Origin of the sequence: Agrobacterium tumefaciens, assembly GCF_017726655.1 — a bacterium.
GTDB classification, from domain to species: Bacteria; Pseudomonadota; Alphaproteobacteria; order Rhizobiales; family Rhizobiaceae; genus Agrobacterium; species Agrobacterium tumefaciens_B.
Window position 1 is genome coordinate 890,184 of the sequence record NZ_CP072308.1, and the last position, 25,402, is coordinate 915,585.

Below are 25,402 nucleotides of genomic sequence, written 5' to 3' on the forward strand. Positions count from 1 at the left end.
TATCCAACGAAGTTTCCCACCCGCCTATCGGCGGACTGAGACGATCGCCTTGCGATTGAAGTTCGATACCTGCACGCGGCCGGACTGATTACCGCCGAGGATCTGGGCGGTCTTGCCGCTCATGCTCTTGAGAATTCCAGCGTGGTAGCCACGGCCATTGCGGATGACCACGACATCACCAGGCTTCGCCTGATTGACCGGAACGGCATAACCGAAGGATGTCCATGATTTGGCGAATCCGTAGGACTTGGGAGACTGCCGCCCGGCCTTGCTGGCGACAGCATGAAGGAAAAGTCCGCACCATGGGGTGCTGCGCGGATTTGCGCCCAGAATATTCTTGAGGCTCTTATTGTTCTTGGACTCATGCAGTCCGGTGTATTTTTCTGCCTGGTTCAGCATGCCAGCAGAGGCCGATGCCACGACTGTAAAAGACAAGGCAACGGATAGAATTAACGCGGATACTCTCAAACGTCTCGCCCTTATGTTGGTGGGCGCTCGTGTATTGTGACAATTTAGCGACAATTTGACGAGAAATGGGCAGGAATCAGACACCTATTCATCGGTGCTGATCTGTCAATGCTTCAAAACAGGTTCCCCTGCGCCTGATCCCTGCGGCTACGGCCGCCTTTTTCGAGATCGAGCATCCGCAATTTGCTAGCGGTTCCTCCCGGTGCGGAAAAGCCACCAAGCCTGCCGCCGGCGGCGAGAACCCGATGACAGGGGATGATCAGCGGCACCGGATTTTTCGCCATGGCCTGACCGACGTCGCGCGCTCTTTCCATGCCGCACCCAAGCGTCTTCGCGATGCCGCCATAGGTCGTCGTATCGCCCCAGCCAATCTGCCGCGCGACCTCGTAAACATCGAGGAAGAACCGCTCCTGTCCGGACAGATCAAGTTCGATCGGTCTGAAATCGACCTCATCGCCGGTGAAATAACGCGTAATCATTCCGATCACGTCGCGCGTATGCGGTTCCGGGACGGCAATTGAGGCAGACGTCAGACGTGCCTGCAGGCGTTTTTCCGTTTCATCAGCATTTGATCCGGGCAATTGCAGCCGCGCGATACCACGTTCCGTCCACGCAAGTCCGCAGTGGCCAAGCGCAGTTGGGAAAACAATATATCCGCAATGAATGGTCATGATCGTTGCCTACGCACTTTATCGACCGCAAGATGCCATATTGCGGATGTGAAACAACCCGTTTCCTGTGCTCAACAAAAAGGCCACCCGATTTAGCGGGTGGCCTGTCGCTATCATCCTAAAAATCGGCTCAGGAGGCGATTTTCGCCTGCTCTTCGACGAGGCATCGCGCCTGTCTGCTGGCGGCGATAAAAGCGGTGCGCGCGATTTCTCCTGCCACGTCGCCCATCAGTGAGGCACGGCACAGGCGAAGCGCTTGTTCATGTGTCTTGTCACCGCGTTGAGGCCATTCGTGCTGAAGAAAATCGAAGGCTTCGTAAACGCCATTGAAAATGCGGGGGGCGCCATTTTCAAGAGAGATCGTGACAGGCTTTTCCCACTTAACGTCGTTCAGCAACATTGATTGTACTTCCATGCTCAATTAACCCGCGACAAACGCCGGCTCCTCCAGTTGGTTCCCTTCACAAGCGGTTTCAAGGTCAAAAAAATAACCACCCATAAACCGTGTTCCCCATCTTCCCATTGTAACGGATTTGCGGAACAAAGCGGTTCAACACTCGTTCAAGCGGAAGTGAACCGGGACCTCCTATGTCAAGCAAAACCGCCGCCGCTATCATCTGGTTCCGCAAGGATCTGCGCCTTTCCGACAATCTTGCCGTCCTTGCCGCATTAGAGCACGGCGGGCCCGTCATCCCACTGTATATCCACGAAAAAACAGGTGGAGCACTCGGCGGTGCGCAGGAATGGTGGCTGCATCATTCGCTGACGGAACTGAGCGGCGCACTCGAGAAAAAGGGCAGCCACCTCCTTCTCGCCAGCGGCAAAGCGGAGACGGTGCTTCGCGAATTGATATCAACGACCGGCGCTGATGCCGTCTTCTGGAACAGACGATATGATCCGGATGGGATCGCCGAGGATAAGGCGCTCAAGCAGAAGCTGCGGGAAGAAGGGCTGACAGTCCGTAGTTTTTCCGGCCACCTTCTGCATGAGCCTTCCCGGCTGAAGACAAAGTCCGGCGGGCCTTACCGCGTCTACACACCCTTCTGGCGCGCGATCGAGGGCGGGGATGAGCCGCACGCGCCGGCGGATGCGCCGAAGAGCCTGAAAGCGCCCAAGACATGGCCAAAATCGGAGACGCTTTCCGACTGGAAGCTTCTGCCGACCAAACCAGACTGGGCAAAACATTTCGGCGACGTCTGGACACCTGGGGAGAAGGCGGCGCGGAAAAAACTCGATGATTTCGTCGATGGCGCGTTGAAGGGTTATGAAGAAGGCAGGGACTTCCCGGCAAAGGATGCCACGTCGCTGCTCTCACCGCATCTGGCGCTTGGGGAAATTTCCCCTGCCACGGTCTGGCATGCCACGAAAGGGCTTTCCCGCCACATCGCGTCGAACGATATCAGCCGTTTCCGCAAGGAAATCGTCTGGCGGGAATTTTGCTATCATCTGCTGTTCCATTTCCCAGAGCTCGACGAAAAGAACTGGAATGACAGTTTCGACGCTTTCGCCTGGCGCGATGATGAAACGTCCTTTAAAGCCTGGACGCGCGGCATGACCGGCTACCCGATCGTGGATGCCGGCATGCGGCAACTGTGGAAGCACGGCGTGATGCACAATCGCGTACGGATGATCGTGGCGTCCTTTCTCATCAAGCATCTGTTGATCGACTGGCGGAAAGGCGAAAAGTGGTTTCGCGATACGCTGGTTGATGCCGACCCCGCCTCCAACGCCGCGAACTGGCAATGGGTGGCCGGCTCGGGCGCGGACGCATCACCGTTCTTCCGTGTCTTCAATCCCATCCTCCAAGGCGAAAAATTCGATGGCGACGGAGAGTATGTCCGCCGCTTCGTGCCAGAGCTCGAAAAGCTCGAGTCGAAATATATCCATAAGCCGTTCGAGGCGCCAAAAGAGGTGCTTAAGAAAGCAGGCGTTGAACTTGGCAAGACCTATCCGCTGCCGATTGTCGACCACTCGGAGGGCCGGGAAAGAGCCCTCGCCGCCTATTCCCGCATCAAGAAGGACGCATAAAACTGGGTATCGGGAAAATTTTGCGTGGCTAAGGCGAAGCCGGGAAGATAATTTCTTGCCTTGAAGCGGTTGTAACGGGACATAACGGCACCTAATTTCCGCTCAGACAAGAAGGCTCAACCATGACCATTCACCCCTCTGCGCTCAGTGCTATCGGCAACACGCCCCTTATCCGCCTGAAGGCTGCCTCTGACGCGACGGGGTGTGAAATCCTCGGCAAGGCGGAGTTCCTGAATCCGGGCCAGTCCGTCAAGGATCGGGCCGCACTCTACATTATAAGAGATGCCGAAAGGCGCGGGCACCTGCGGCCGGGCGGCACCATCGTCGAGGGAACGGCGGGCAATACCGGCATCGGCCTGTCGCTCGTCGCCAATGCGCTGGGCTACAAGACGGTCATCGTCATCCCCGAGACGCAGAGCCAGGAAAAGAAGGATGCGCTGAAACTTCTCGGCGCCAAGCTGGTCGAAGTTCCGGCTGCTCCCTACTCCAATCCGAACAATTACGTGAAGGTGTCCGGCCGGCTCGCCAAGCAGCTCGCGTCAGCCGACGAGAACGGCGCGATCTGGGCCAACCAGTTCGACAACATCGCCAACCGTCAGGCTCATATCGAGACGACGGCGCCCGAGATCTGGGACCAGACGGATGGCAAGGTGGATGGCTTCATCTGCGCTGTCGGCTCGGGCGGAACGCTGGCGGGCGTGGCGGATGGCCTGCGCGACTTCAATCCCGACATCAAGATCGGCCTTGCCGATCCTGAAGGGGCAGCACTTTATGAATTCTATCAGCATGGCGTGCTGAAGTCCGAGGGCTCCTCCATCACCGAAGGCATCGGCCAAGGCCGCATCACCGCTAATCTGGAAGGTTTTACGCCCGACTTTTCCTATCGCATTCCCGATGCGGAAGCGCTTCCCATTCTCTTTGATCTCGTCACCAAGGAAGGCCTGTGCCTTGGCGGTTCGTCGGGCATCAACATTGCCGGCGCAATCCGACTTGCCCGCGATCTCGGTCCGGGGCATACCATTGTGACGATACTGTGCGACTACGGTAATCGCTACCAGTCGAAGCTGTTCAACCCGGAATTCCTGCGTTCCAAGGGCCTTCCCGTTCCGCAGTGGCTGGCAACGAAAAGCGATATACCGGTTCCCTATGAAACCGCCTGAGGACATGCCGAAATGCCTGTGAATGCCCTGTTCCGTGACGATTTTTATCTTGCTACCGCAGAAGCGATCGTCACGGCGGTGCATGAGGATGGCGGCATCGAGCTCGACAAGACCTGCTTTTATGCGACATCCGGCGGCCAGCCCGGCGATAGCGGCTTTCTGGAGCGGGCCGATGGCTCGCGCATCGAACTTGGGATAACCCGGCATGGTGGAGACAAAAGCGTCATCATCCATGTACCACTGGAAGGCCAGCCCTGCCCGCAGATCGGCGAGAAGCTGACCCTGCATGTGGACTGGCCGCGCCGCTACAAGCTGATGCGCATGCACACGGCCTGCCATCTGCTGTCCGTCGTCTGCCAGTGGCCGATCACGGGAGCAGCAGTCGGCGAGGACGAATCGCGTGTCGATTTCGACATGTCGGAAACCATCGACAAAGACGAGGTGACTGCAAAGCTGATGGAGCTGGTGAAAGCCAACCATCCCGTCTTCCTGCAATGGATCACCGATGAGGAGCTTGCTGCCAATCCCGGCATCGTCAAATCCAAGAATGTACGCCCGCCAATGGGCCTCGGCCGGGTCAGCCTCGTCTGCATCGGCGAAAATTCAAGGATCGACAGCCAGCCCTGCGGCGGCACCCATGTTTCCGAAACGCAGGAAGTGGGCGATATCCACATTGCCAAGATAGAGAAAAAGGGCAAGGAGAACAGGCGGTTCCGCATTCGTTTCGGCACCCCTGAAGCTGCTGCCTGAGATCGGGAGAGACATCGTGAGCACGGATAAGAGCCGTTTCGTCGTTTCGGCGGACTGGGTGGAAAAACAGCTTGGCACATCAGGCTTTCGTGTCGTGGATGCCTCGTGGTATTTGCCGGCGCATAAGCGCAACGGCGCGGAAGAATACGCGGCCGGCCATCTGCCGGGCGCGGTTTTTTTCGATCAGGACAAGATTGCCGATCATACGACCGGTCTGCCGCATTCCCTGCCCGCACCCACATTCTTCGCAGAACAGGTCGGCGCACTGGGCTTGAGCGACACGGATACGATCGTCGTTTATGACGGCCCCGGTTTCTTCTCCGCGCCGCGCGTCTGGTGGATGTTGCGGGTGATGGGGGTTGCCAAGGTCTATGTGCTGGACGGCGGTCTTGATGGCTGGAAGCGTGAGGGCCGACCGCTTGAAACGGGGACGCCGGAGATCACGCCCGCAACCTTTACGCCGGACTTCGATGAGAAGCGCGTTACCTCGCTCGGCGCCATGCGCGGCATCGTCGATAGCGGCGAAAAGCAGATTGCCGATGCGCGCGGTGCCGGACGCTTTACCGGCGACGAGGCGGAGCCGCGCGCCGGCATGCGTTCCGGCCATATGCCCGGCGCACGCAACCTGCCAGCGACCGCCTTTTCCGAAAACGGCCATTTCAAGGACCTGACCACCATTCGCAAGATGGTGGCCGATGCCGGGATCGACCTGACGAAACCTGTCGTGACCAGCTGCGGCTCGGGCGTGACCGCCGCCGTCATAACGCTCGCACTGGAATCGCTCGGCCATCAGGACAATTCGCTTTATGACGGTTCGTGGTCGGAATGGGGCGGATTACAGGATACGCCGGTTGTTACCGGTCCGGCCGATGCCATCCCGACCCTGTCGCACGGACCGCTCAAGGCACATGTGACTCAGCTGGAAATGACGGCGCCGCCAAAGGTCAGCCTGCCGATCCCGGTCAATATCCAGACAGCGCTGATGCGGGTCAACAACATTCCCCTGCACTTCTATCGCTACCTCTATTGGCGGGTGGGCAAGCGTTGGCACTGGCAAAAGCGCATGCGGATGAGCGACGCGGAACTCTCGGCGGTCCTGCGCGACCCGAAAAACAGCGTCACGGTTCTCTACATGAACGGCGCACCGGCCGGTTTCTTCGAATTGAACAAGGCGAGCGACGAGGTGACAGAGCTGTCCTATTTCGGGTTGCTCGAGGAGGCTATCGGCGCAGGTGTGGGCAAGTGGTTCCTGTTACAGGCGCTTTATGCCGCCTGGCAGGACAATCCGCAGCGGGTGACGGTCACGACCAACACGCTCGACCACCCGCGCGCGCTGCAGCTTTACCAGATGATGGGTTTTTCCCCAGTCGGCACCTATGAGGCATGGGTGGAGCCGCTTGCCGATACCGAGCTTTTGGAAATCTCTCTGCGTCATTGAGCTTGTTTCAACGTCACGCTTCCCCATCGTCGTCAGTCAAGGATGGGGAGCGACGTTAAGCTTACACTTTTTCGACAATCAGATGGGTGGCGCCCTCACCCGCCACGGTACCGGTACAGCGGTAACCGAGCGACGCCCAGTCCATGCCTTCGAACAGTGACTCGCCGCGACCAAGGAACACCGGCGCCAGCGCCAGGTGCAATTCATCGATGAGGCCTGCGGCCATGTACTGGCGGATGGTGGAAACACCGCCGCCAATGCGGACATCCTTCCCATTCGCAGCCGTGAGCGCTTTGTCGAGCACTGCCCGGATGCCCTCCGTCACGAAATGAAAGACCGTACCGCCCTTCATCTCGAAGGACGGACGCGCTTGATGCGTCAATACGAAGACCGGAACATGATAAGGCGGTACCTCGCCCCACCAGCCTTTCCACTTTTCATCCGGCCAGGCACCACGCACAGGGCCGAACATGTTGCGGCCTAAAATCCAGGCTCCGATATTGGCGAAACTCCTCTGGGTAAAATCCTCGTCGATGCCGGTCGATCCACCCTCCTTGCCGAACATGCGATGAAAGGTACGGGTCTTGAAGGCCCATTGGTGCAGCTCTTCGCCTTTCGCACCCAGCGGATTCTCCAGGCTCTGGTCCGGTCCTGCGCCATAGCCATCAAGTGAGACGGCGAAATTGCGGACGACAACTTTCGGCATGGCACTCTCCCCCCGTTCAAGAGGCAGATCACCAGCACCCGCTGATCGGCCTCAGATTTCCCGTTCCAGATTGACCGCCGTCGGGATTTGGCCACCGGCGGCGCCCTTGTCCTGCGTGACGGTGTTCATGAGATGATCGGCGATCAGCTCCGCCTGGAATTTGCCAAGCTCGTAACAATAGGTGATTTCGCGCTTTTCCGCCGACCAATAAACATCGGGGCGGCCGCAGGACTTCGCCGTCAGCTTCACATCGCCCTTCAGGCCATAACCACTGAAACTGCGGCTGATGAGATCGAGAACCTTCGATTCCTTGACCATGATGGCATAAGGCTCGAGGTCAGGGTCGCGCGGCGGCACGTAGCTGACGGAAAATTTCGATGGTGTCTGGCTGCGGTGAGGCGCGAGGAATTTCTCCCAGGCCGAGGCTACACCCGGATAGGCAGCAACACATTTGTCGAATTCGGTATTGGGAAGCCCCATCATCGTGGCCAGATCGCCGTACCCGTCCTTGTCGCGGCCGACCATCAGGCAGGCCATGTTACGGTCGCGGCTTCGGTCCGGCACCAGCGCGGAAAACACCGGAGCTTCGTGCTCCGGCAGCGTTTCCGCCTCACGCGCGAGATACCAGCTGTCTGTGGCGTTGACGAGCGCCGTGTCGAGCCATTCCTCATTGGCCTGAAGGATCAGCGTGCCGGCCAGCTGATCGGCTGGCGCCTGGGCGCTTGCCGTCTCCGCCGTGCCGAAATCCGAGATCAGCATGCGCGATCCCTCATGGTAAAGCGAGAAAATCGCGTTGCCGATGACGAAGTTGACTGCCTGCTGTAGCTGATCATCCGACAGGCCGTCGAGCCCGGACGCCATCTGGGCCTGCGTCGGAACCGTCAATGACATGAGAGCCAGCGGAACAGCGGCCATAAAACGACGGAACATAAAATCAGACCTTCCGGGAACGAGGAGCGCCACTGATTCCCCAAGCTAACGAGTCACGCAATGGGCTGGTTGCATCACCTGTCAAGAATCGGGTGGATAGTGCTCCATTTCGGGACCATAGCTGCAAAGAAGCAACGCCGATCACCCCTCAGGAGACCCCGCCATGACAACTATCGTCTTTACTGCAATGCCGGCTAAAGAAGCAGAGGCCTTCCGGGCCGGGGCGGCGGACGCCTATGGCCACACGCCGGAGAAGGTCATTTCGCCCGGCGGCATTCCCTGCCGCCATTGCCTTGGCCAAATTGATGAGGGCGAGCCCATGCTGCTCCTCGCCTATCGCCCCTTCCCTTCACCTCAGCCCTATGCCGAGACGGGACCTGTATTTCTGCATGAAAGAGCCTGCGAGCGTTATCCTGAAAGTGACGAATTGCCAACGATGCTGGACAGCCCTGACTATATTGTCCGTGGATATTCGGCAGACGACCGCATCGTCTACGGCACCGGCGCGGTGACCCCCACCGAAGAAATCGGGTCACGCGCCGGACAGCTTCTGGAGCGCGAAGACATCGCCTATGTGCATGTGCGTTCTGCCCGCAACAACTGCTATCAGTGCCGTATTGATACAGCATAAACCGAGCATTGGATAAGTTTTAACCTAACGGCTAAACCGGTTTCAAACTTTTCAAGTCTAGGATGCCTCCATCAGAAACAATAAATTTTGAGCGTCAACATGGCAAACAACCTCAACATGGCGACACGCAGCGCACCGCGCAGCAAGACGAGAATTTTTGCCACCGTCCATTACTTCAGCCAGTCGACAAGAGGCCGTGTGGTTGATCTTTCCGCCACCGGCATGGCGCTTGAACTGGACGGACCTTTCGCCGCGGCAAAGGGAAGCCGGGTCAAGGTGCAGAGCGACGACCTCGGCTTCATCGAGGGGGTCGTCCAGTGGCAGCACATGAACCGCCTTGGCCTTCAGCTCAAGCTTTCCACCAACACGCTGGCGCAGCTTTCCTCCTACTTCCGCTTCTTCCATGAAGAAGTGAAACCGACGCTGGCGCGCTGATCTGCCCTGCGTCCGCAGAGGAATGCGCGGCAACGATAACGCGCATTCCATGGCCCGGAGACGTCAAGGCCGCATGTCGGCCATAAAAAATTTATCAAACGGTTGAAAAAAGCCCCGTCTGTCACGAGCCTGTCATTTTGGTGATGGACTCCTCGGCGATTGCTTCTACCCTGTCGTTTTCCATGACAGCGCAAGCTTCATCCCAAGGAGTTCCCATGTCGTCGCTTCTCGCTCTCCACCCCATTACCCGGCGCTCGCTTCTCGGCGGCATTGCAGCCTCTTCGGCATTGGTGATGTTGCACCCCTTTGCGGCGCGCGCAGCGTCCAATCAGGCGCATCTGCGCATCATGGAAACGACTGATATCCACGTTCACGTCTTTCCCTATGATTATTACGCCGACAAGCCGAACGACACGATGGGGCTTTCCCGTACCGCCTCGATCATCGACAAGATCCGCGCCGAGGCCGGCAATTCGATGCTGGTCGATAATGGCGACTTCCTGCAGGGCAACCCGCTCGGCGACTATATCGCCTATGAGCGGGGCATGAAGGCTGGCGACAAGCACCCTGTCATCAACGCCATGAACGTACTGGGCTATGATTGCGGTACGCTCGGCAACCACGAATTCAACTATGGCCTCGACTACATGTCGAACACGCTGGCGGGTGCTGGTTTCCCTTACGTCTGCGCCAACCTCACCAAGGGCCAGCTGGCGTCCGACCCCAAGAATGACGAGCTGTTCTTCAAGCCCTACGTCATTCTGGAAAAACAGATCCGCGATGGCGGCGGCGTGACCAGCCCGGTCAAGGTCGGCATCATCGGTTTCGTGCCGCCGCAGATCATGATGTGGGATTCCAAGAACCTCGAGGGCAAGGCGCAGACGCGTGACATCGTCGAGGCGGCGAAAGCCTGGGTGCCCGTGATGAAGGAGGAAGGGGCCGACATCATCATCGCCCTCTCCCATTCCGGCATCGATGGCAAAGGCCAGGCCGAGCGCATGGAAAACGCCTCGCTTTACCTCGCGGGCGTCGAAGGCATCGACGCCATCTTCACCGGCCACCAGCATCTCGTTTTCCCCGGTCCGAAGACCTGGGACGGCATTGAGGGCGCGGATGCCGTGAAGGGCACGCTGATGGGCAAGCCGGCCGTCATGGCCGGCTTCTGGGGATCACATATGGGTCTCATCGACCTGCTGCTCGAAAAGGACGGCAAGAGCTGGAAGATCATCGACTTCACCTCTGAGGCACGCCCGATCTACCATCGCGACGACAGCCGCAAGATCGTTGCTGACTATACCGACAAGCCGGAGGTTCTCGCCGCCGCCAAGGCCGATCACGAAGCGGCGCTCGCCTATGTGCGTCGCCCCGTCGGTAAAACCTCTGCACCGCTCTATTCCTATTTCGCGCTGGTGGCCGATGATCCGTCCGTGCAGATCGTTTCCAACGCCCAGACCTGGTACATCAAGGACATGCTGAAGGAAGGGCAATATAAGGATCTGCCCGTGCTTTCCGCAGCAGCCCCGTTCAAGTCCGGCGGTCGCGGCGGCGCGGATTACTACACCGATGTCCCCGCCGGTGACATCGCCATCAAGAACGTCGCCGATCTCTATCTCTATCCGAACACGGTGCAGGCGGTGCTGATCAACGGTGCGCAGGTGAAGAACTGGCTGGAAATGTCTGCCGGCATGTTCAACACGGTGGAGGCCGGCGCCAAGGATGCGCCGCTCCTCAATGCCGACTTCCCGTCCTACAATTTCGATGTCATCGACGGTGTTACCTACCAGATCGACATTTCCAAACCGGCGAAATTCGACAAGGACGGCAAGGCCGTCAATCCCGACAGCAACCGCATCGTGAACTTGCAGTTCAATGGCAAGCCGATCGATCCCGAACAGAAATTCGTGGTAGCCACCAACAATTACCGCGCCGGTGGCGGCGGCAAGTTCCCCGACATCGCCGCCGACAAGGTCATCTTCGTGGCACCCGATACCAACCGCGACGTGATCGTGCGGTATATTATCGATCAGGGCACCATCAACCCGTCTGCGGATGCCAACTGGTCCTTCGCCCCAGTCGCCGATACTACAGCGATCTTCGAGACTGGCCCCAAGGGCCGCCACTATGCGGCGGAGATCAAAGGCGCAAAAATCGAGGATGCAGGCGACGGTGCGGAAGGTTTCGCGAAGTTCCGGCTGGTTCTGTAGAGAAACACGGCTCTCCCGGCGATACATTGCCGGGAGAGTGTTTCTTCAGACATGAATTGGACGCTGGGGCAAAGAACTGACATGCCGCTTGTTTCTTCTCGATCCAGATATAACGGTGGTGGTTACAGCCAGTATCACTCCGCAGCGACAGCCAGGGTCCTCTGCTTGCTCGCCGCCAGCATCCCGTTGAAATCCTTGTGATTCGGGCACGCCGACAGGCGCTGCTGGAACGCTTCGGAAAGCCACTGGCCAGCGGGCCCGGCAGGCGAATCGACCCGCCGCAACGTGAAGAGTGGATATTCGCCCTGCTCATAGGCCTCAAGTTCAAGCGCCTTCAGACTTCCATTGGTGAGGTCATTGCGGACGAGCGAGGCCGGCAGGCCGCCCCAGCCGAGGCCACCCTTGATGAGCTGGTACTTGGTGGCGATATCGCTGACGCGCCATGTCTTGTAGGACAGCACATTGAAATCCCGCCCCTTGGTCAGACCTGAAGCATCGGTGACCACGAGCTGAACTTCCTCGCGTACGTCGGCAAGCACCAGCGGGCGTTCGATCTGCGCCAGCGGGTGATCGGCCGCAACCACCGGCAGCATGAAGGAGTGGCCGACCTTCTCCATCACGAGTTCATCATCCTGGCGCAAAACCGCCCCACCGATGCCGATACCGGCCTTGCGGGATAAGACCATCTCCATGACCATGCCCAGTTCGCCGACGTTGAGGCTGAGCGTCACAGTTGGGAATTGTTGGCGAAAATCGCGCAGCACCGCAACGACGGCCTCCGCCGGCACCATGGTGCTGATGGCAACGGAAAGTTCCGCTTCCAGCCCCTGTTTCAGCCCCTTGGCGCGGGCGCGCATTTCCTGCAGGCCGGCAACGATGCGCCTTGCGTCCTCCAGCATGGCGCGGCCTTCGTCGGTCAGCTTGGGCTGGCGCACACCGTTGCGCTCGAACAGGGTGACCTCCAGCTGTGCCTCGAGATTGGCGATCGTATAGCTGACCACCGACTGGGCACGATTAAGCGCCCGCGAAGCCGCAGAAAAACTACCGGTCTCGGCAACCGTTAAAAATACCTGCAATTGATCGAGTGTCGGGTTCGCGTCCATGTCCCATCCATTTCATCGATAGATTGCTTCCACATTATCACAGTTTTCTTGATGGCAGTAATTTTTCATATAAGGCCCAAAGGCAGGGCATCGTGCTCTCCCGCCCTCCCAAGGCGCCCGTGAATTCACCGCATAAGCAAGGAAAAGACCATGTCCAACATTCTGCTCATCACTTCCAGCCCACGTGGCGACGAGTCGGTTTCCAACAAGTTCGCCGGTGAACTGGCGGGCAAGCTGAAAGCCAAGTCGGCTTCGAACACGCTCGTCCACCGCGATCTGGCGGCTGATCCAATCCCGCATCTCGACACCGTCAAGACTGCGGCCATCCGCAAGGCACCGGACCAGCGCACGGCTGAAGAAGCGGTTGCCGCCGACTATTCCGACAAGCTGGTTGCCGAGCTTCTGGCGGCCGACACCGTCGTCATCGGCACCGGGCTCATCAACTTCAACATCTATTCCGGCCTGAAGTCGTGGATCGACAACGTCGCCCGCGCCGGCCAGACCTTCAAATACACCGAAACCGGCCCGGTCGGTCTCGCCACTGGCAAGAAGGTGTACATCGTGCTCGCCGCTGCCGGCGTTTATTCGGAAGGCCCAGCCGTATCGATGAACCACGCCGTGCCCTACCTGAAGACCGTTCTCGGCTTCATGGGCATGACCGATGTGGAAGTCATCTATGTCGAGGGCCTGGCATTCGGTCCGGAAGCCGTCGAAAAGGCTGTTGCCGCCGCTGAAGCCAAGGTTGAAGAACTGGCCCAGGCCGCCTGAGGCATTTGGAGCTGATATCGAAAGATATCAGCCGACCCACATTCCGTAACGGCCGTGGACCTGGTCCCGGCCGTTATTTTTTGCCGCATACAAACGCGCATCTGCCTCGGAGAGAAGTTCGAGAAACAGCCGGCCATCTTCGAGGCCCGTTGCCACACCGATACTGACGGTCAGGAGCGTACCGTCCGGCCTTCGCAGACCCGCAAGGACAGCGTTGCGCAACTCTTCGGCAAAGCCGAGGGCCGTTTCATGTGTCATGGCTGGAAGCAGAGCGACAAATTCTTCGCCGCCAAAACGATAGAGGTGGCCATGGGGCTGAACCAGCTGCTTCAGCACAGCCGCGAAGTTTCGCAGCATGTCGTCGCCCTGAAGGTGACCAAAACTGTCGTTGACCGTCTTGAAGTGGTCGATGTCAACAATCATCACGCTGACGGGTCGGCGCTTCTCCGTGCAGTCGAGAACGATGGAGGGCGCATCAAGCTCCATGCGGGCGCGGTCTGAGACGCCCGTCAAAACGTCGCGTCCGGAGCGGGACAACAGCTCTTCGTAACGCTCCCGGAAAGTGAGATCGTTGAAAACATCCGCAATGTTGCGGCGTATCAAAAAACGGCCCTTGGCGGAGGTCAGCCACAGGTAGACCGCAAAAAGCAGGGAATAGACGGCGACCGCCGCCATCTTTGCCTTCCAGCCATCATAGAACACGTCGATCGGCGCGTCGAACAGCAAACGCAATGCGCCATAAAAGCCCGCCTGATCGAGGCTGAGGATAACGACACCACAGATGCCGAAACGCAGGACGATATGGCGCTGCAGATACCGGCCCAGCTTTTCGTAAAACAGGATGATGGCGATGGCATCAATATAGAGCAGGCTGGTGCCCCACACCATCAGCACGCCCATCTCATCCAGAAAGGCGGTGCTGGCGGCCTGTCCGGGCACGATCGCCACCGTCTCGTGAAAACGGATGAGCTGGGCCATGATGACCGTCAGGATGTTGCCGAGAAACAGGCCGTAGATCGGCTGTCGCACCACCGCCGCATCCTCGCGCATGTAAAGCATGAGGATCATCATCAGCTTGCCGGCAAAAAGGATGGAGGAGCCGGGAGATGCCACGCCGAAAGGCAGCTGTACGTAAAAGACGGCCGCCAGATAGGTTTCCATGAAATGCATGACACCTAGGGCGGTGAGAAAGACACCGATGCCCAGGATATGCCGATAATGCAGGAAAGCCGTCATGACCGAGAAATAGACGACGGCTTCCGTTAGAAAGAGGGCGAGATTTGCCCAATGCATCGGCTCATGCCTTACCTGTTAACGCCGCATGGCGCCCTTGGCACGCGGCTTCATTGTTTTAGGATAGGCTGAAGCAACCAACGGAATCTTAATGTCCGCAGCGAGAAAAGGTCATCACCCTCAGGGGAAGAGCGAAGCGCCGTTCTGATCAATGATGAGCTTTGCCTTGCGAATCGTGAACTCCACCGCGTCATCCATGCTGGTGAAGACATCCGCGCGGACGAACTCGTGCACCAGCACCTCATCACCCGCCTTTTTCTCGATGCGGCCCGCCAAGCGAAACTGGCCGCCTTCCTTGATCGGCGTCGCATAGATCAGGTAATCGCCATGGGCATGCGGCTCGGCCTGCGCTACTTTCTGCGGCGCGTCAGAGGACGGCTGGCCGGAGCCGAAGGCCGAGAGGATTTTTGAAAAAAACGATGCCATGGCTTTCACTCCCTCAATTCGTCTAAGATGCGAAGGGCGGCATTGGCCTGCCCCTTGCTGTCATCCTGTCCGGATCAGATGATCAGGTTCGACAGGATGTCATTTTCGGTGATGTCTTCATAACCGAGACCAGCCGCTTCAAAGCGCTCCAGCAACCCGGCGAAGTTTTCCTGCGCGTTGGTTTCGATGCCGATCAGGATCGAGCCGAAGTTGCGTGCCGATTTCTTCAGATATTCGAAACGGGCGATATCATCGTCCGGACCGAGCAGGTTGAGGAAGTCGCGGAGCGCGCCCGGGCGCTGCGGCAGGCGCAGAATGAAGTATTTCTTGACGCCGGTGTAACGCATGGCGCGTTCCTTCACATCCGGCAGGCGTTCGAAATCGAAATTGCCACCGGAGACCACCGCAATCACGGTCTTGCCTTCCAGCCTCTCGCGGCCAAGCTTTTCCAGCGCGGCGATGGAAAGCGCGCCAGCAGGCTCCAGCACCACGCCTTCCAGGTTCAGCATCTCGATGATCGTCACACAGATGGCGTTTTCCGGGATGAGCTGGACCTGATCGGCCGGAAAATCCTTGAGCGCCTTGAAATTCAGGTCACCAATGCGGGCGACGGCTGCGCCATCAACAAAGTTGTCGACCTTGTTCAGCGTCACCGGCTCGCCGCGCTCCAGGCTCTTCTTCAGGCTCGGGGCGCCCTCGGGCTCACAGAACACGAAGTTTTCCTTCGCCACGGTCCCGGCCAGGAAACCTGTGAGGCCGGCCGAAAGACCGCCGCCACCGACCGGCATGACGACGATGTCAGGCTTCGTGCCTTCCGGCAGCTGGTCCATGATTTCGGCCGCGACAGTTGCCTGTCCCTCGATGATGTCCTCATGGTCGAAGGGCGGCACCATGTAGCCGTCATTATCCTGCACGTGTTGGCGGGCAGCCGCATAACACTGGTCGAAAATGTCGCCCACCAAACGGATCGAGATGAATTCACCGCCGAAGATGCGGGTTTTTTCGATCTTTTGCTGCGGTGTGGTCACCGGCATGAAAACAACGCCGTGAACGCCGAAATGGCGGCAGGCGAAAGCAAAGCCCTGGGCATGGTTGCCGGCCGAAGCGCAAACGAAAATCTTGTCTTTTCCGGCTTTTGCGACGGCCTTGCGCAGAAAGTTGAACGCGCCTCTAATCTTGTAGGAACGAACCGGGGACAGATCCTCACGCTTCAGCCAAATCGACGCGCCATACCGACGGCTGAGATGTTCATTCAACTGCAGCGGGGTTTCGGGGAATATTTCCCGCACTTCCCGCCGCGCTGCTTCCACAAGCTGCTTGTCCACGATAGTCAATCCATTGAAATTCATAATGGCACCCGCTATGCCATAGGACGGCGTCAGAGACAAAGATTCATTTCAGCGCGGCCACGAACCCTGGGTTTCAATTCTTGAACAGCAATCTCCTGCGCTCCGTCATTTATGTCGCGTCCATCTTCGGGCTTTACCTTGCGACGGCCATGTTCCTGCCCGCGCTGACCGATCTTTATTACGGCAATGACGACTGGATGGTGTTTGCGCTTTCAGGTTTCATGTGCGGCGGCTTCGCACTTGCCTGCGCGCTCGCGACGCGTGGGCCGATCGCCTCCTTCAACAAGCGTTTCGGCTTCCTGCTCGTCAATGTGCTCTGGCTGGTATTTTCGATTGTCGGCGCCGTTCCGCTTTACCTGTCACAGCTCGATCTGTCCCCCGGCCAGGCGCTGTTCGAATCCGTCTCCGCCATCACCACGACGGGATCTACCGCCATATCCGGCCTCGATAACGCGCCGCAGGGCATTCTTCTCTGGCGTTCCCTGCTCTGCTGGCTCGGCGGTATCGGTATCGTGGCGCTCGGCCTCTTCATCCTGCCGCTCCTGCGTGTCGGCGGCATGACCTTCTTCCGCATGGAATCGTCCGATACGGGCAACGATCGGCCTTTCGCGCGGCTGGCAAGCTTCACCCGCGCTTTTGTGGCGATCTACATCGTCATGACCATCGCCTGCACGGTAGCCTTCGATTTTGCCGGCATGTCGCATTTCGATGCGCTGAACCACGCCATGTCGACAGTGGCGACCGGCGGCTTTTCCACCCATGATGCCTCTTTCGCCTATTTCAACAATACCGCGCTGCTTTGGATCGCCACCATCTTCCTGATCTTCGGCAGCCTGCCCTTCTCGGTCATGATCCTGCTCGCCGTGCGCCGTCGGCTGGAGACGCTGCGCGACCCGCAGATCGCCGTTTTCCTCGGTTATCTCTGTGCGATCTCGATTGCCGTCGGTGTCTACCACCATTTCAGGAACGGCGTGCCACTGGATGATGCGCTGAGCCATTCCTTTTTCAACATGACCTCGATCCTTTCGACGGGCGGTTTTGCCAGCGACGATTATACGCTCTGGGGGCCCTTCGTTGTTGTCGTTGCCTTTTTCGCAACCTTCATGGGCGGCTGTTCCGGTTCGACCGCGGGCGGCATCAAGGCCTATCGTTTCCTCATCATGTTCAATGTCGTGCGGGCCGGCCTCAAAAAACTGATCTATCCCAACGCCGTCTATTCCGTGCGTTACGGCCAGCAGGTGGTCGATCCGGATACGATCCGGACGATCTTCCTTTTTGTCAGCTGCTTTATCGCCCTGTGGATCGCCGGCAGCCTTGCCATGAGCCTGATGGGTTATGACTTTCTGACTGCCACCTCGGCGGTTGCGACCTCGCTCGCCAATGTCGGCCCCGGTATCGGCCCCATCATCGGTCCGGCAGGCAATTTCTCCACCATCAGCGATCCCGCGCTTTATCTCCTGTCCGTGCTGATGCTGCTCGGACGTCTGGAAATCCTGACGGTTCTGGTGCTGATGATGCCGATTTTCTGGCGCAGTTAAGGTGTTCGCACCCATGATGCGATGACATGAATAAAGCGCTTGACCTTCCCACGTTGGAATAGTCCAGGCTCTGTTGTGTTAGACTTCCAAACCACGGAGACCGCCTATGTGCAATGGCCATCAGCACCATCACGAAACCACCGCCGCCCCTGTCAACGCAGGCCTTTCCTTTCACGTTGAAGACATGACCTGTGGCCATTGCGCCGGTGTCATCAAGGGTGCGATCGAAAAGACCGTTCCCGGTGCCGCCGTGCATGCCGATCCGGCAAGCCGCACGGTCGTCGTCGGCGGTGCATCCGATGCTGCTCACATTGCCGAAATCATTACTGCGGCTGGATACACGCCAGAAGCGCGCGCCTGAACAGAAAAGATACCGGCGGCGCTCCACTGCCGCCGCCGGATCGCACTGCCTGCCCCGCCTGACGCTGTACGGTGCGAAACGGCCATTGGACGACATCGAGTTTCGTCCCCCGTACCTCCCGCAGCAAAAGCCTCTCCCCAAGTCGGTGATGAAGAATTCATTCCTCTCAGCGTCATCCTCGGCCCGGTGCCGAGCATCTAATCACGTCGAATAAAATCAATCGGTGGCAGATCCTCGGGACAAGCCCGAGGATGACGCCGGAGCGTTTGGCGTAACTCGTCATTTCAAATCGACATTATGACCCTTGCCCAGGAATTCCACCCTGCAGCAGCGGAGCTGATCCGGCATCCTAGCTGCGGGGGGGGAACGCCACCATAACAGCCGAAACCCGGCTCTTGCGAGCCGGGCCCTGTTTCGTCAGAACCGTTGGATTGGCTTACTTCGTCGCCAGGTCCTTGGTCATGATGAAGAAGTTGATCGGATGCGGTTTGAAGTTCTCGACCTTGTCCGAATAAGCGTCGAACGCTGTCTCGTGGATCAGATAGACGGTGACCGCTTCGTCATAGATCCTCTTCGCCGCCTCGGCATAAATGGCGTAACGCTTTTCCGGCTCGGCCACCGCGTAGGCTGATTTGATCAGCTTGTCCGTTTGCTCGCTGCAATAGTGCGAGATATTGTAACCGCCTGTGCAGGTGTAGTCAGCATTGAGAAAGCCGATCGGTTCGGCAACATCGGTAGCGTAACCGCGCGACAGAAGCACCATGTCGAAATTGCCGGACAGAAGATCGGGCTCTATCGCCGTGTAATCGGCAACGCGAACATCGACCTTGATGCCGATTTCCTGTAGCTGCGCCTGGATGACGGCAGCAACGTCCTTGAGTTCGGTTCTTTCAGTGTAAGCCAACAGCGTCAGTTTCAGGCTGCCGGGAGCAATTCCCGCCTCTTTCAACAGAGCCTTTGCCTGTTCCAGATCATAAGCAGGCTTGACGTCCTGGGGCGCCCAGGGCTCTCCCGGCGCGAAGGGCATCGTCGCGGGTTTTACCGCACCCTCATAGATGCTGTCGGCAATACCGGCGGTGTCGATGGCGGCCCGGATCGCCTGCCGGACCTTGATATCCTTGAACGGCGCCTTGGAATTATTGAGCAGCATCTCCGTAATCCGGGGCACCGTGATCGGTGCGACCTTGACACCCTTCGCCGCTTCAACGGTCTTTACCGCCCAGGGTGGGATCACGCGCGAAATCTGCACCTCACCGCTTCTTATCTGGGTGGCGCGCGTATCGGCATCCGGAATGAAGTTCACACGGCCGCCTGAAAGCTTCGGCATGCCGTTCCAGTACTCATGGTTCGCGGTCAGCTCCATATATTGGTTTGCATCGACCTTTGTGATCTTGAAAGGCCCGGTGCAGGTTCCAATGGGATCGACCTTGCCATCCTTGTAAGCCGCTGGTGCGAGGATAGTGGTTGCGGGGCTTGCCATCTGCGCCGGGACCAGCACAGACGGCTCGATGGTGGTGATCTTTACGATATCGTCGCCACCCGCCTCAACCGCGGCAATGAGCTTCGGCGAAAAGGCCCGGGCCGGAACGGGCGCCTTCAGGAGATTGGTGAGCGCATTGACAGCGGCGGCGGCAGTGAGCGGCTCGCCATTCTGGAATTTCACGCCCTTGCGAAGTTTGAATTCCCAGACTTTGGGCGAGGTCTGCGTCCAGGATTCCGCAAGGCCCGGTTCCAGCGTCGTGTCATAACCGACACGAACCAGACTTTCGAAACAACCCGCACGCGAACCGAGATAGGCATCGTCAGACGCCATCTGCCAGCCGGTCTTGACGCCGGTGTAATCGTCATAGGTGATCGTTTGGGCCATTGCCGTCTGTGCCCCGAACGAGGCCACAGTGGCGCATGTCGCCAAAATTGCGTACTTCATCATGGAAGATCCCCTTTTATTTTGGTGATAACGCTCACAATGCGTGCATCTTCAGTAAAAATAACATGACAGCAAAATATCCTGTGGATATATCGCGAATATCCATCAGATTAACTTCTATTTTATGTTTTATACTCGGAATTTTATTCCGATATTAATCTGCAAACGCACAATTCATCTGTTTTTACATCGCCAGAGAACTGCACCTACGCGTTCCGTCAACCCAGTTCCTGCCAGCGATGACAGCGGGCGAAATGCTCGCCGGAAACGCCTTCCAAAACGGGCTCCGCCTGACTGCATATCTCTGTCGCGTATTTACAGCGGGTGTGGAATTTGCAGCCGTCGGGAGGATTGAGAGGGCTCGGCAGATCGCCGTCCAGAAGCATTTCCGGAGCATAAAGCCCCGTCTCGTCCAGCATGGACGACGCAATCAGCGCCTTGGTATAGGGGTGCTTCGGCGCTCGGAAAAGCTCCTCGCGGTCGGCGATTTCAACGACGCGGCCGAGATACATCACTGCGATACGATCGCAGAGATATCGCACCACACGCAGATCGTGCGAAATCATCAGAACCGTCAGGCCGTGACGACGCTTCATGTCCATCAGAAGGTTCAGGATCTGCGTCCGCATCGAGGCGTCGAGTGCCGATGTCGGCTCGTCGCAGACAAGGAAGCTTGGATTGAGAAGTAGCGCCCGGCCGATGACGACGCGCTGCAGCTGCCCGCCGGAACATTGGCTCGGATACCGATCGTAAAAGGAGCCGTCGAGCCCGACCTCCTCCAGCATGCGGAAAACCCGGTTCGTGCGTTCCTCACGCGTGCCGAGGCCATGCTGGGCAAGCGGCGCTTCCATGCTCTGGCCGATGCGCATGCGCGGATCGAGCGCGGAATAAGGGTCCTGGAACACCAGCTGTACGACCCGGCGCATGCGCCGCAGCGCCTCTCCGTTCATGTGCAGCATATCGTTCTGCCCGATGCTGACCTCGCCCCTGGTCGCGTGGGTCAGCCGCGTGATCAGCCCGGCAACGGTGCTCTTGCCGCATCCGGATTCGCCCACGAGGCCCAGAACCTCCCCCTCTCCGATTGTCAGGGAGACATCGTCGACGGATTTCACCACCCGGTGACCGAGGCCGGATATCGGGTAGTATTTGCAAAGGTTCTTCGCGACCACGAAGGGCTTGGGCATGGTTTCCGCCGATGGGGCGGTCTGTGTCATTGCTGTCGATAGCATTGTCGTCGCCCTCCTCAGCAGATTGCGTGGTTCTGATGGTCGTGACCGGAATGATCATGCCCCGCATGGTCGTGACCCACCGCCCAGCACCGCGCCTTGCGCCCCTCCGGCAGAGTATTCAAATCCGGCTCTGTCGCCATGCAACGCCCACCCATGCCCGTCGAGTTGGCGATTGCACAGCGCGGATGAAACCGGCAACCGCAGGACATGTCGTGCGCCTGCGCGCTGGAACCCGGGATGGTCAGCAGTTGCCCCTCGCTGTCGGTGGTCAGCAGTGAGCAGCTAATCAGCGCCTTGGTGTAAGGGTGCTGTGGCGCCTTGAGGATCGCCTGGGTCGGCCCCTCCTCGACGATGCGGCCGGCATACATGACCGCGATCCTATCTGCAAAAGCGGCGACAACGGAGAGATCATGGGTGATCAGCAACGTTGCCAGCCGGCGCTTGCGCCGCTCGTCATCGAGCAGACGCAGGATTTGTGCCTGGACGGTGACATCAAGCGCCGTCGTCGGCTCATCGGCGATCAGAAGCTGCGGATTGCCCGACAATGCGGCCGCAATCATCACGCGCTGCGCCATGCCGCCGGAAAGCTCGTGAGCGAAGCACTGCGCTCGCGCCGAGGGATCGGGAATGCCGACGTCTGACAGCAGGCCGACGACCCGGTTGAGCGCAGCATTCCGGCTCATCTTGCGGTGGACCCACAGTGGCTCGGCCACCTGCGTCCTCACGCGGCTGGTGGGATCCAGCATCGCCTGCGGCTGCTGGAACAGCATGCTGATATCGGCACCGCGCAGCGCATCGAGTTCAGAAGATGAAAGAGCGAGAATGTCGCGTCCGGCAAAGGAGATGCGGCCGGAATCGATTTCCGCGCCCTGCGGCAAAAGCCGCATCAGCGACAGTGCCGTCATGCTCTTTCCCGAGCCGGATTCGCCGACAAGCGCGACGACTTCGCCGGCATTGACGGTCAGCGTCAGGCCCGAAATAACAAACTTGCGACCATTCTGCGTCGGCACGGAAACGTGCAGGTCTTCAATCTCCAGAAGCGGTGCGCGCTCGGGAGACATGGCCGTGTTGGCAAGCGTTTGTCCTTCGATATTCATAAGAGTTCCCCTTATTTTTATTGAATCGGAGGCATTTGCGTAATTTCATGCGGCTTCAGGCGATAATACTCTCCTTTTGGTTCTGTTGCGTCATTCATGTTTGACGAATATCAAATCAATCGTCGCCGGTTTGCGGGTTTCATTGACCGTCAGATTTCTTCGTTTCCAGATTGAGCCCGTGGCCGATCCAGGTCACGCTAAGTGCGGCAAGGAAGATGGCAAGACCCGGTGCGATGACCAGAACCGGCATCCGCTCGGCATAGGCCTGCGCATCTGCCAGCATCAGCGCCCAGTCGGCGGCCGGTGGCTGGACGCCAAGCCCGAGGAATGACAAACCACCTACAGTGATCAGCTTGTGGCCGAAGCGTAGAAAGGCCACGGCCGCAATCGGCCAGATGGTGTTGGGAATGATGTGCCGGAAGATGATGAAGCGCCGTGTGCAGCCAAGCACCTCCGCCGCGCGGATATATTCGCGGGAATTGATCGACAGCGTCAGCCCCCGCGCCAGCCGCGCAAAAGGCGTCCAGCCGACGATCGTCAGCGAGGCGATCAAGGTACCATAGCCCGGTCCGAAAATGGCCACGAGGAAAATCGCGATCACGACGTCCGGGATCGCGATGAGCAAATCCACTATGCGCATCAGCACCTCGTCGACGATACCGCGGCTGCGGCCACTGATGATGCCGATAAAGGTGCCGATGGCCACGGAGAGAATGACGGTGATGGCGGCGATGGTCACCGTAAAGCGGCCACCGATCAAAAGCCGGCTGAGCACATCGCGGCCGAGATGGTCGGTTCCGAGCCAGTAAAGACTGCTGGGCGCATTCAACCGCAGGCGGAGGTTCTGCTTTGCGGGATCGTAGGGCGAAATCCACGGCGCGATGATCAGCAGCACGATGATGGCGAGGAAAATCGCCGCCCCCGCATAAAAGGTCCAGTGCCGCCGGCGAATGAAATCCGTAAAACGCGACAGGCTGGAGGAGCGTTTTGGCAGGGCCAACGGCATGGCGGCGGACGCCGCAGCTGGAAAATGACTAGTGGTCATGGTGACCTCGTATCGCTGGATTGATCAGGACATAAAAACTGTCCGCGAGGGTGTTGATGAGAATGGAAAGCGCCACGATGCAGACGAAACCGCCCTGCAACATCGGAATGTCGCGATTGACCACGGCGTCGTAGAGCAGCCGGCCCATACCGGGAATGGCGAAGATTACCTCCACGACCACCGATCCGCCGAGCAGGCCCGCCAGCCACAATGCAAAGAAGGTGACGACCGGCAGCGAGCCATTGCGGATGCCGTGACGCATGACGGTGCCATGCATGCCAAGGCCACGGCTGCGGGCCGCCGTGATGTAGGGGGCACGCAGAACCTCGGCCATGGCGGCACGCGTCACCTGTGTGAAATAGGCGAGCGGTCTGAGCGTGAGCGTCAGCGCCGGCAGCACCAGCGAGCGCCAGCTGTCCCATCCGGCTGAAGGCAACCAGCCGAGATAGAGCGCAAAGACCAGCGCCGACATGGGCGCGAACCAGTATTCCGGCGTCGCGACGAACGTCTGGATCATCAGCGTCGCGAAATTGTCGAGCCGCCCGCCGGGGCGCATGGCGGCCAGCGTGCCGAGCGGGAGCGCAACCGCAACCGCAATGGCAAGGGCCGTCAACGCCAGGGTGACAGAAACCCAGAGCGATCGCATCAACTCTGCGGCAACCGGCTGGCTGCTGGTGAAGGAAAATCCGAGATCGCCCCGCAATGCATTCCCCAACCATGCGAAATATTGCACGTAGAGAGGCCGGTCGAGACCGAGGCTGACCCGCAGCGCCTCCACCGCGTGCGGATCGAGCGCCGTATCCCGCATGCGCGAAAAGAGGATGGTGCGGGCCGGATCACCGCCCGCCATATAGGGCAGGAGAAACGCGATAACGGACACGATCGCCAGCATCAGGCACAGAATGAGAAAGCGCTGTAATATCCGTATCCACATAGCTTGGTCTCCTTCACCGTCATTGGTGTCTGCACTGCACTTCAAACCGGCTTTTCACCGGGAAAACGGCCGCTTATTTCGCGAGGCGCTGTAGCTCCATAATCGGACCGGAGGTCCCCTTGAGCATGCCGGACCTTTTCGGCACGACGGCAACCGGGGCAAAATCAACGTCGTCGGAATGGGCCAGATCCTGAATGATCGGGCATTCCGGTTCTCCGTTATCAGGGCAATAGGTGGCGAGGTTTCGAAGCGTATCGGCCATTTCCCGGAGCGTGTGCATCTTTGCCTCCAGATCGACCACATGCTCCATGACGATGCGTTTGACATCGCAGGAAGCGCCGCCGGGATCGCGCCATAGAGTCATGAGCTGCCTGATTTTTTCGATCGAAAAGCCGAGATCGCGGCCGCGTCGGATGAAGCGCAGCGTTTCCAGATCGTTGGTCGTGTAGACTCTGTATCCGGAATCCGTGCGGTTTGCGGATTTGATCAGGCCGATGGTCTCATAGTGCCTGATCATTTTCGCAGAAACACCGGAGGCGGCGGCGGCGGTGCCAATATTCATCGATCCTGCTCCTATCTTTCCGAGGTTAAAACGATGTCAGCATGACTGTCGGAGAGCGCGTCGGCGCCGTCGATCCAGCCGATCACCACGTCACTCGATGGTATCGCCCGGCATGCAAGCGTCAGGCCATTTGCCTTGTCTTCCTCCGTCAGCGAAAAAGGCGTGTGCTTGAGAAGATCGACCTCGCCCGAAATCAGCCTCGACTTGCAGGCGCCGCAGCGGCCCATGCGACAGCTGTGCGGATAAGCAACGCCCGCCGCCAGGGCGGCCTGAAGCACGGTCTCGCCCTGTGCCACCGTAATGCTGCGGTCGATCTGCGGCAGGTGAATGGTATGGGGAAGAGCCATCT

25 protein-coding genes and 1 pseudogene are annotated in these 25,402 nt (G+C 58.8%); 10 read left to right on the top strand and 16 right to left on the bottom strand.

Translation table 11 applies throughout. The annotated features are described in order from the left end of the window. Nucleotides 1–24: 24 nt before the first annotated feature. The 3 genes from AT6N2_RS04490 to AT6N2_RS04500 all read right to left on the bottom strand — a co-directional run bounded on the left by AT6N2_RS04490 (nt 25) and on the right by AT6N2_RS04500 (nt 1,539). Complete coding sequence (locus tag AT6N2_RS04490; protein WP_077225126.1) at nt 25–468, bottom strand: TIGR02594 family protein; 444 nt, start codon at nt 466–468, stop codon at nt 25–27. Nucleotides 469–581: 113 nt separating this feature from the next. Beyond that, a complete protein-coding gene (locus AT6N2_RS04495; protein ID WP_209088802.1) occupies nt 582–1,139 on the bottom strand; it encodes a methylated-DNA--[protein]-cysteine S-methyltransferase in 558 nt (185 codons plus the stop codon). 130 nt (nt 1,140–1,269) lie between these two features. Continuing rightward, entirely contained in the window at nt 1,270–1,539 is a 270-nt protein-coding gene (locus AT6N2_RS04500; protein ID WP_209089613.1) for a DUF982 domain-containing protein, read from the bottom strand. Nucleotides 1,540–1,727: 188 nt separating this feature from the next. Here AT6N2_RS04500 and AT6N2_RS04505 point away from each other — a divergent pair, with 188 nt between their 5' ends. From AT6N2_RS04505 to sseA, 4 genes are all read left to right on the top strand, one after another. Next, entirely contained in the window at nt 1,728–3,167 is a 1,440-nt protein-coding gene (locus AT6N2_RS04505; RefSeq protein ID WP_209088805.1) for a cryptochrome/photolyase family protein, read from the top strand. A 122-nt stretch (nt 3,168–3,289) separates the two neighbouring features. After that, complete coding sequence (locus AT6N2_RS04510) at nt 3,290–4,327, top strand: cysteine synthase A (protein ID WP_209088808.1); 1,038 nt, start codon at nt 3,290–3,292, stop codon at nt 4,325–4,327. Between the two features lie 12 nt (nt 4,328–4,339). Continuing rightward, complete coding sequence (locus AT6N2_RS04515; protein ID WP_209088811.1) at nt 4,340–5,077, top strand: alanyl-tRNA editing protein; 738 nt, start codon at nt 4,340–4,342, stop codon at nt 5,075–5,077. A 16-nt stretch (nt 5,078–5,093) separates the two neighbouring features. Further along, a complete protein-coding gene (gene sseA / locus AT6N2_RS04520) occupies nt 5,094–6,515 on the top strand; it encodes a 3-mercaptopyruvate sulfurtransferase (protein WP_209088814.1) in 1,422 nt (473 codons plus the stop codon). Nucleotides 6,516–6,576: 61 nt separating this feature from the next. Here sseA and AT6N2_RS04525 read toward each other — a convergent pair whose 3' ends face one another. After that, nucleotides 6,577–7,221, bottom strand: a complete 645-nt coding sequence (locus tag AT6N2_RS04525; protein WP_209088817.1) for a dihydrofolate reductase family protein — start codon at nt 7,219–7,221, stop codon at nt 6,577–6,579. A 51-nt stretch (nt 7,222–7,272) separates the two neighbouring features. Next, on the bottom strand, nt 7,273–8,151 hold the full coding sequence (locus AT6N2_RS04530) for a DUF4344 domain-containing metallopeptidase (protein ID WP_209088820.1): 879 nt from the start codon (nt 8,149–8,151) through the stop codon (nt 7,273–7,275). Nucleotides 8,152–8,314: 163 nt separating this feature from the next. Between AT6N2_RS04530 and AT6N2_RS04535 the strand changes: the two genes are divergently transcribed. The 3 genes from AT6N2_RS04535 to AT6N2_RS04545 all read left to right on the top strand — a co-directional run bounded on the left by AT6N2_RS04535 (nt 8,315) and on the right by AT6N2_RS04545 (nt 11,421). Further along, nucleotides 8,315–8,782 carry a DUF1203 domain-containing protein gene (locus AT6N2_RS04535; protein WP_209088823.1) on the top strand — a complete coding sequence of 156 codons (468 nt, stop codon included), beginning with the start codon at nt 8,315–8,317 and terminating at the stop codon, nt 8,780–8,782. A gap of 99 nt (nt 8,783–8,881) precedes the next feature. After that, nucleotides 8,882–9,217, top strand: coding sequence for a PilZ domain-containing protein (locus AT6N2_RS04540; RefSeq protein ID WP_063951267.1), 336 nt, complete (start codon nt 8,882–8,884; stop codon nt 9,215–9,217). Nucleotides 9,218–9,432: 215 nt separating this feature from the next. Continuing rightward, nucleotides 9,433–11,421, top strand: coding sequence for a bifunctional 2',3'-cyclic-nucleotide 2'-phosphodiesterase/3'-nucleotidase (locus AT6N2_RS04545; protein WP_209088826.1), 1,989 nt, complete (start codon nt 9,433–9,435; stop codon nt 11,419–11,421). Nucleotides 11,422–11,555: 134 nt separating this feature from the next. Here the strand turns inward: AT6N2_RS04545 and AT6N2_RS04550 are convergent, their stop codons facing one another. Further along, nucleotides 11,556–12,524, bottom strand: a complete 969-nt coding sequence (locus AT6N2_RS04550; RefSeq protein ID WP_209088829.1) for a LysR family transcriptional regulator — start codon at nt 12,522–12,524, stop codon at nt 11,556–11,558. A gap of 150 nt (nt 12,525–12,674) precedes the next feature. Here AT6N2_RS04550 and AT6N2_RS04555 point away from each other — a divergent pair, with 150 nt between their 5' ends. Continuing rightward, nucleotides 12,675–13,292 (top strand): FMN-dependent NADH-azoreductase, encoded by a 618-nt coding sequence (locus AT6N2_RS04555; RefSeq protein WP_063951270.1) that lies wholly within the window; start codon nt 12,675–12,677, stop codon nt 13,290–13,292. Nucleotides 13,293–13,319: 27 nt separating this feature from the next. Here AT6N2_RS04555 and AT6N2_RS04560 read toward each other — a convergent pair whose 3' ends face one another. The 3 genes from AT6N2_RS04560 to ilvA all read right to left on the bottom strand — a co-directional run bounded on the left by AT6N2_RS04560 (nt 13,320) and on the right by ilvA (nt 16,360). Beyond that, nucleotides 13,320–14,585, bottom strand: coding sequence for a GGDEF domain-containing protein (locus tag AT6N2_RS04560; protein WP_144574837.1), 1,266 nt, complete (start codon nt 14,583–14,585; stop codon nt 13,320–13,322). Nucleotides 14,586–14,705: 120 nt separating this feature from the next. Next, the gene (locus AT6N2_RS04565) at nt 14,706–15,011 is read right to left on the bottom strand and encodes an HlyU family transcriptional regulator (protein WP_063951272.1); all 306 of its coding nucleotides are present in this window, start codon (nt 15,009–15,011) and stop codon (nt 14,706–14,708) included. A gap of 74 nt (nt 15,012–15,085) precedes the next feature. Beyond that, nucleotides 15,086–16,360: a threonine ammonia-lyase gene (gene ilvA, locus AT6N2_RS04570; RefSeq protein WP_209088832.1), complete on the bottom strand. Its 1,275-nt coding sequence runs from the start codon at nt 16,358–16,360 to the stop codon at nt 15,086–15,088. 80 nt (nt 16,361–16,440) lie between these two features. Here ilvA and AT6N2_RS04575 point away from each other — a divergent pair, with 80 nt between their 5' ends. Together AT6N2_RS04575 and AT6N2_RS04580 are read left to right on the top strand one after the other, a co-directional pair. Next, nucleotides 16,441–17,898 (top strand): TrkH family potassium uptake protein, encoded by a 1,458-nt coding sequence (locus AT6N2_RS04575; protein ID WP_186376645.1) that lies wholly within the window; start codon nt 16,441–16,443, stop codon nt 17,896–17,898. A gap of 106 nt (nt 17,899–18,004) precedes the next feature. Continuing rightward, the gene (locus tag AT6N2_RS04580) at nt 18,005–18,259 is read left to right on the top strand and encodes a heavy-metal-associated domain-containing protein (protein WP_063951274.1); all 255 of its coding nucleotides are present in this window, start codon (nt 18,005–18,007) and stop codon (nt 18,257–18,259) included. Nucleotides 18,260–18,695: 436 nt separating this feature from the next. Here the strand turns inward: AT6N2_RS04580 and AT6N2_RS04585 are convergent, their stop codons facing one another. The 7 genes and pseudogenes from AT6N2_RS04585 to AT6N2_RS04615 all read right to left on the bottom strand — a co-directional run. Continuing rightward, on the bottom strand, nt 18,696–20,189 hold the full coding sequence (locus AT6N2_RS04585) for an ABC transporter substrate-binding protein (protein ID WP_209088835.1): 1,494 nt from the start codon (nt 20,187–20,189) through the stop codon (nt 18,696–18,698). A gap of 215 nt (nt 20,190–20,404) precedes the next feature. Further along, nucleotides 20,405–21,415, bottom strand: coding sequence for an ABC transporter ATP-binding protein (locus AT6N2_RS04590; protein WP_209088838.1), 1,011 nt, complete (start codon nt 21,413–21,415; stop codon nt 20,405–20,407). Between the two features lie 14 nt (nt 21,416–21,429). Next, on the bottom strand, nt 21,430–22,512 hold the full coding sequence (locus tag AT6N2_RS04595) for an ABC transporter ATP-binding protein (protein ID WP_209088841.1): 1,083 nt from the start codon (nt 22,510–22,512) through the stop codon (nt 21,430–21,432). A gap of 139 nt (nt 22,513–22,651) precedes the next feature. Next, on the bottom strand, nt 22,652–23,557 hold the full coding sequence (locus AT6N2_RS04600; RefSeq protein WP_209088844.1) for an ABC transporter permease: 906 nt from the start codon (nt 23,555–23,557) through the stop codon (nt 22,652–22,654). Next, nucleotides 23,547–24,491, bottom strand: a complete 945-nt coding sequence (locus tag AT6N2_RS04605) for an ABC transporter permease (RefSeq protein WP_063951279.1) — start codon at nt 24,489–24,491, stop codon at nt 23,547–23,549. Before AT6N2_RS04605 ends, AT6N2_RS04600 begins: the two co-directional genes overlap by 11 nt. A 73-nt stretch (nt 24,492–24,564) precedes the next feature. Beyond that, nucleotides 24,565–25,053 carry a Cu(I)-responsive transcriptional regulator gene (gene cueR / locus AT6N2_RS04610; protein WP_063951280.1) on the bottom strand — a complete coding sequence of 163 codons (489 nt, stop codon included), beginning with the start codon at nt 25,051–25,053 and terminating at the stop codon, nt 24,565–24,567. A 47-nt stretch (nt 25,054–25,100) separates the two neighbouring features. Beyond that, nucleotides 25,101–25,400, bottom strand: a pseudogene (locus tag AT6N2_RS04615) (2Fe-2S iron-sulfur cluster-binding protein); the annotation flags it as partial. Nucleotides 25,401–25,402: the final 2 nt, after the last annotated feature.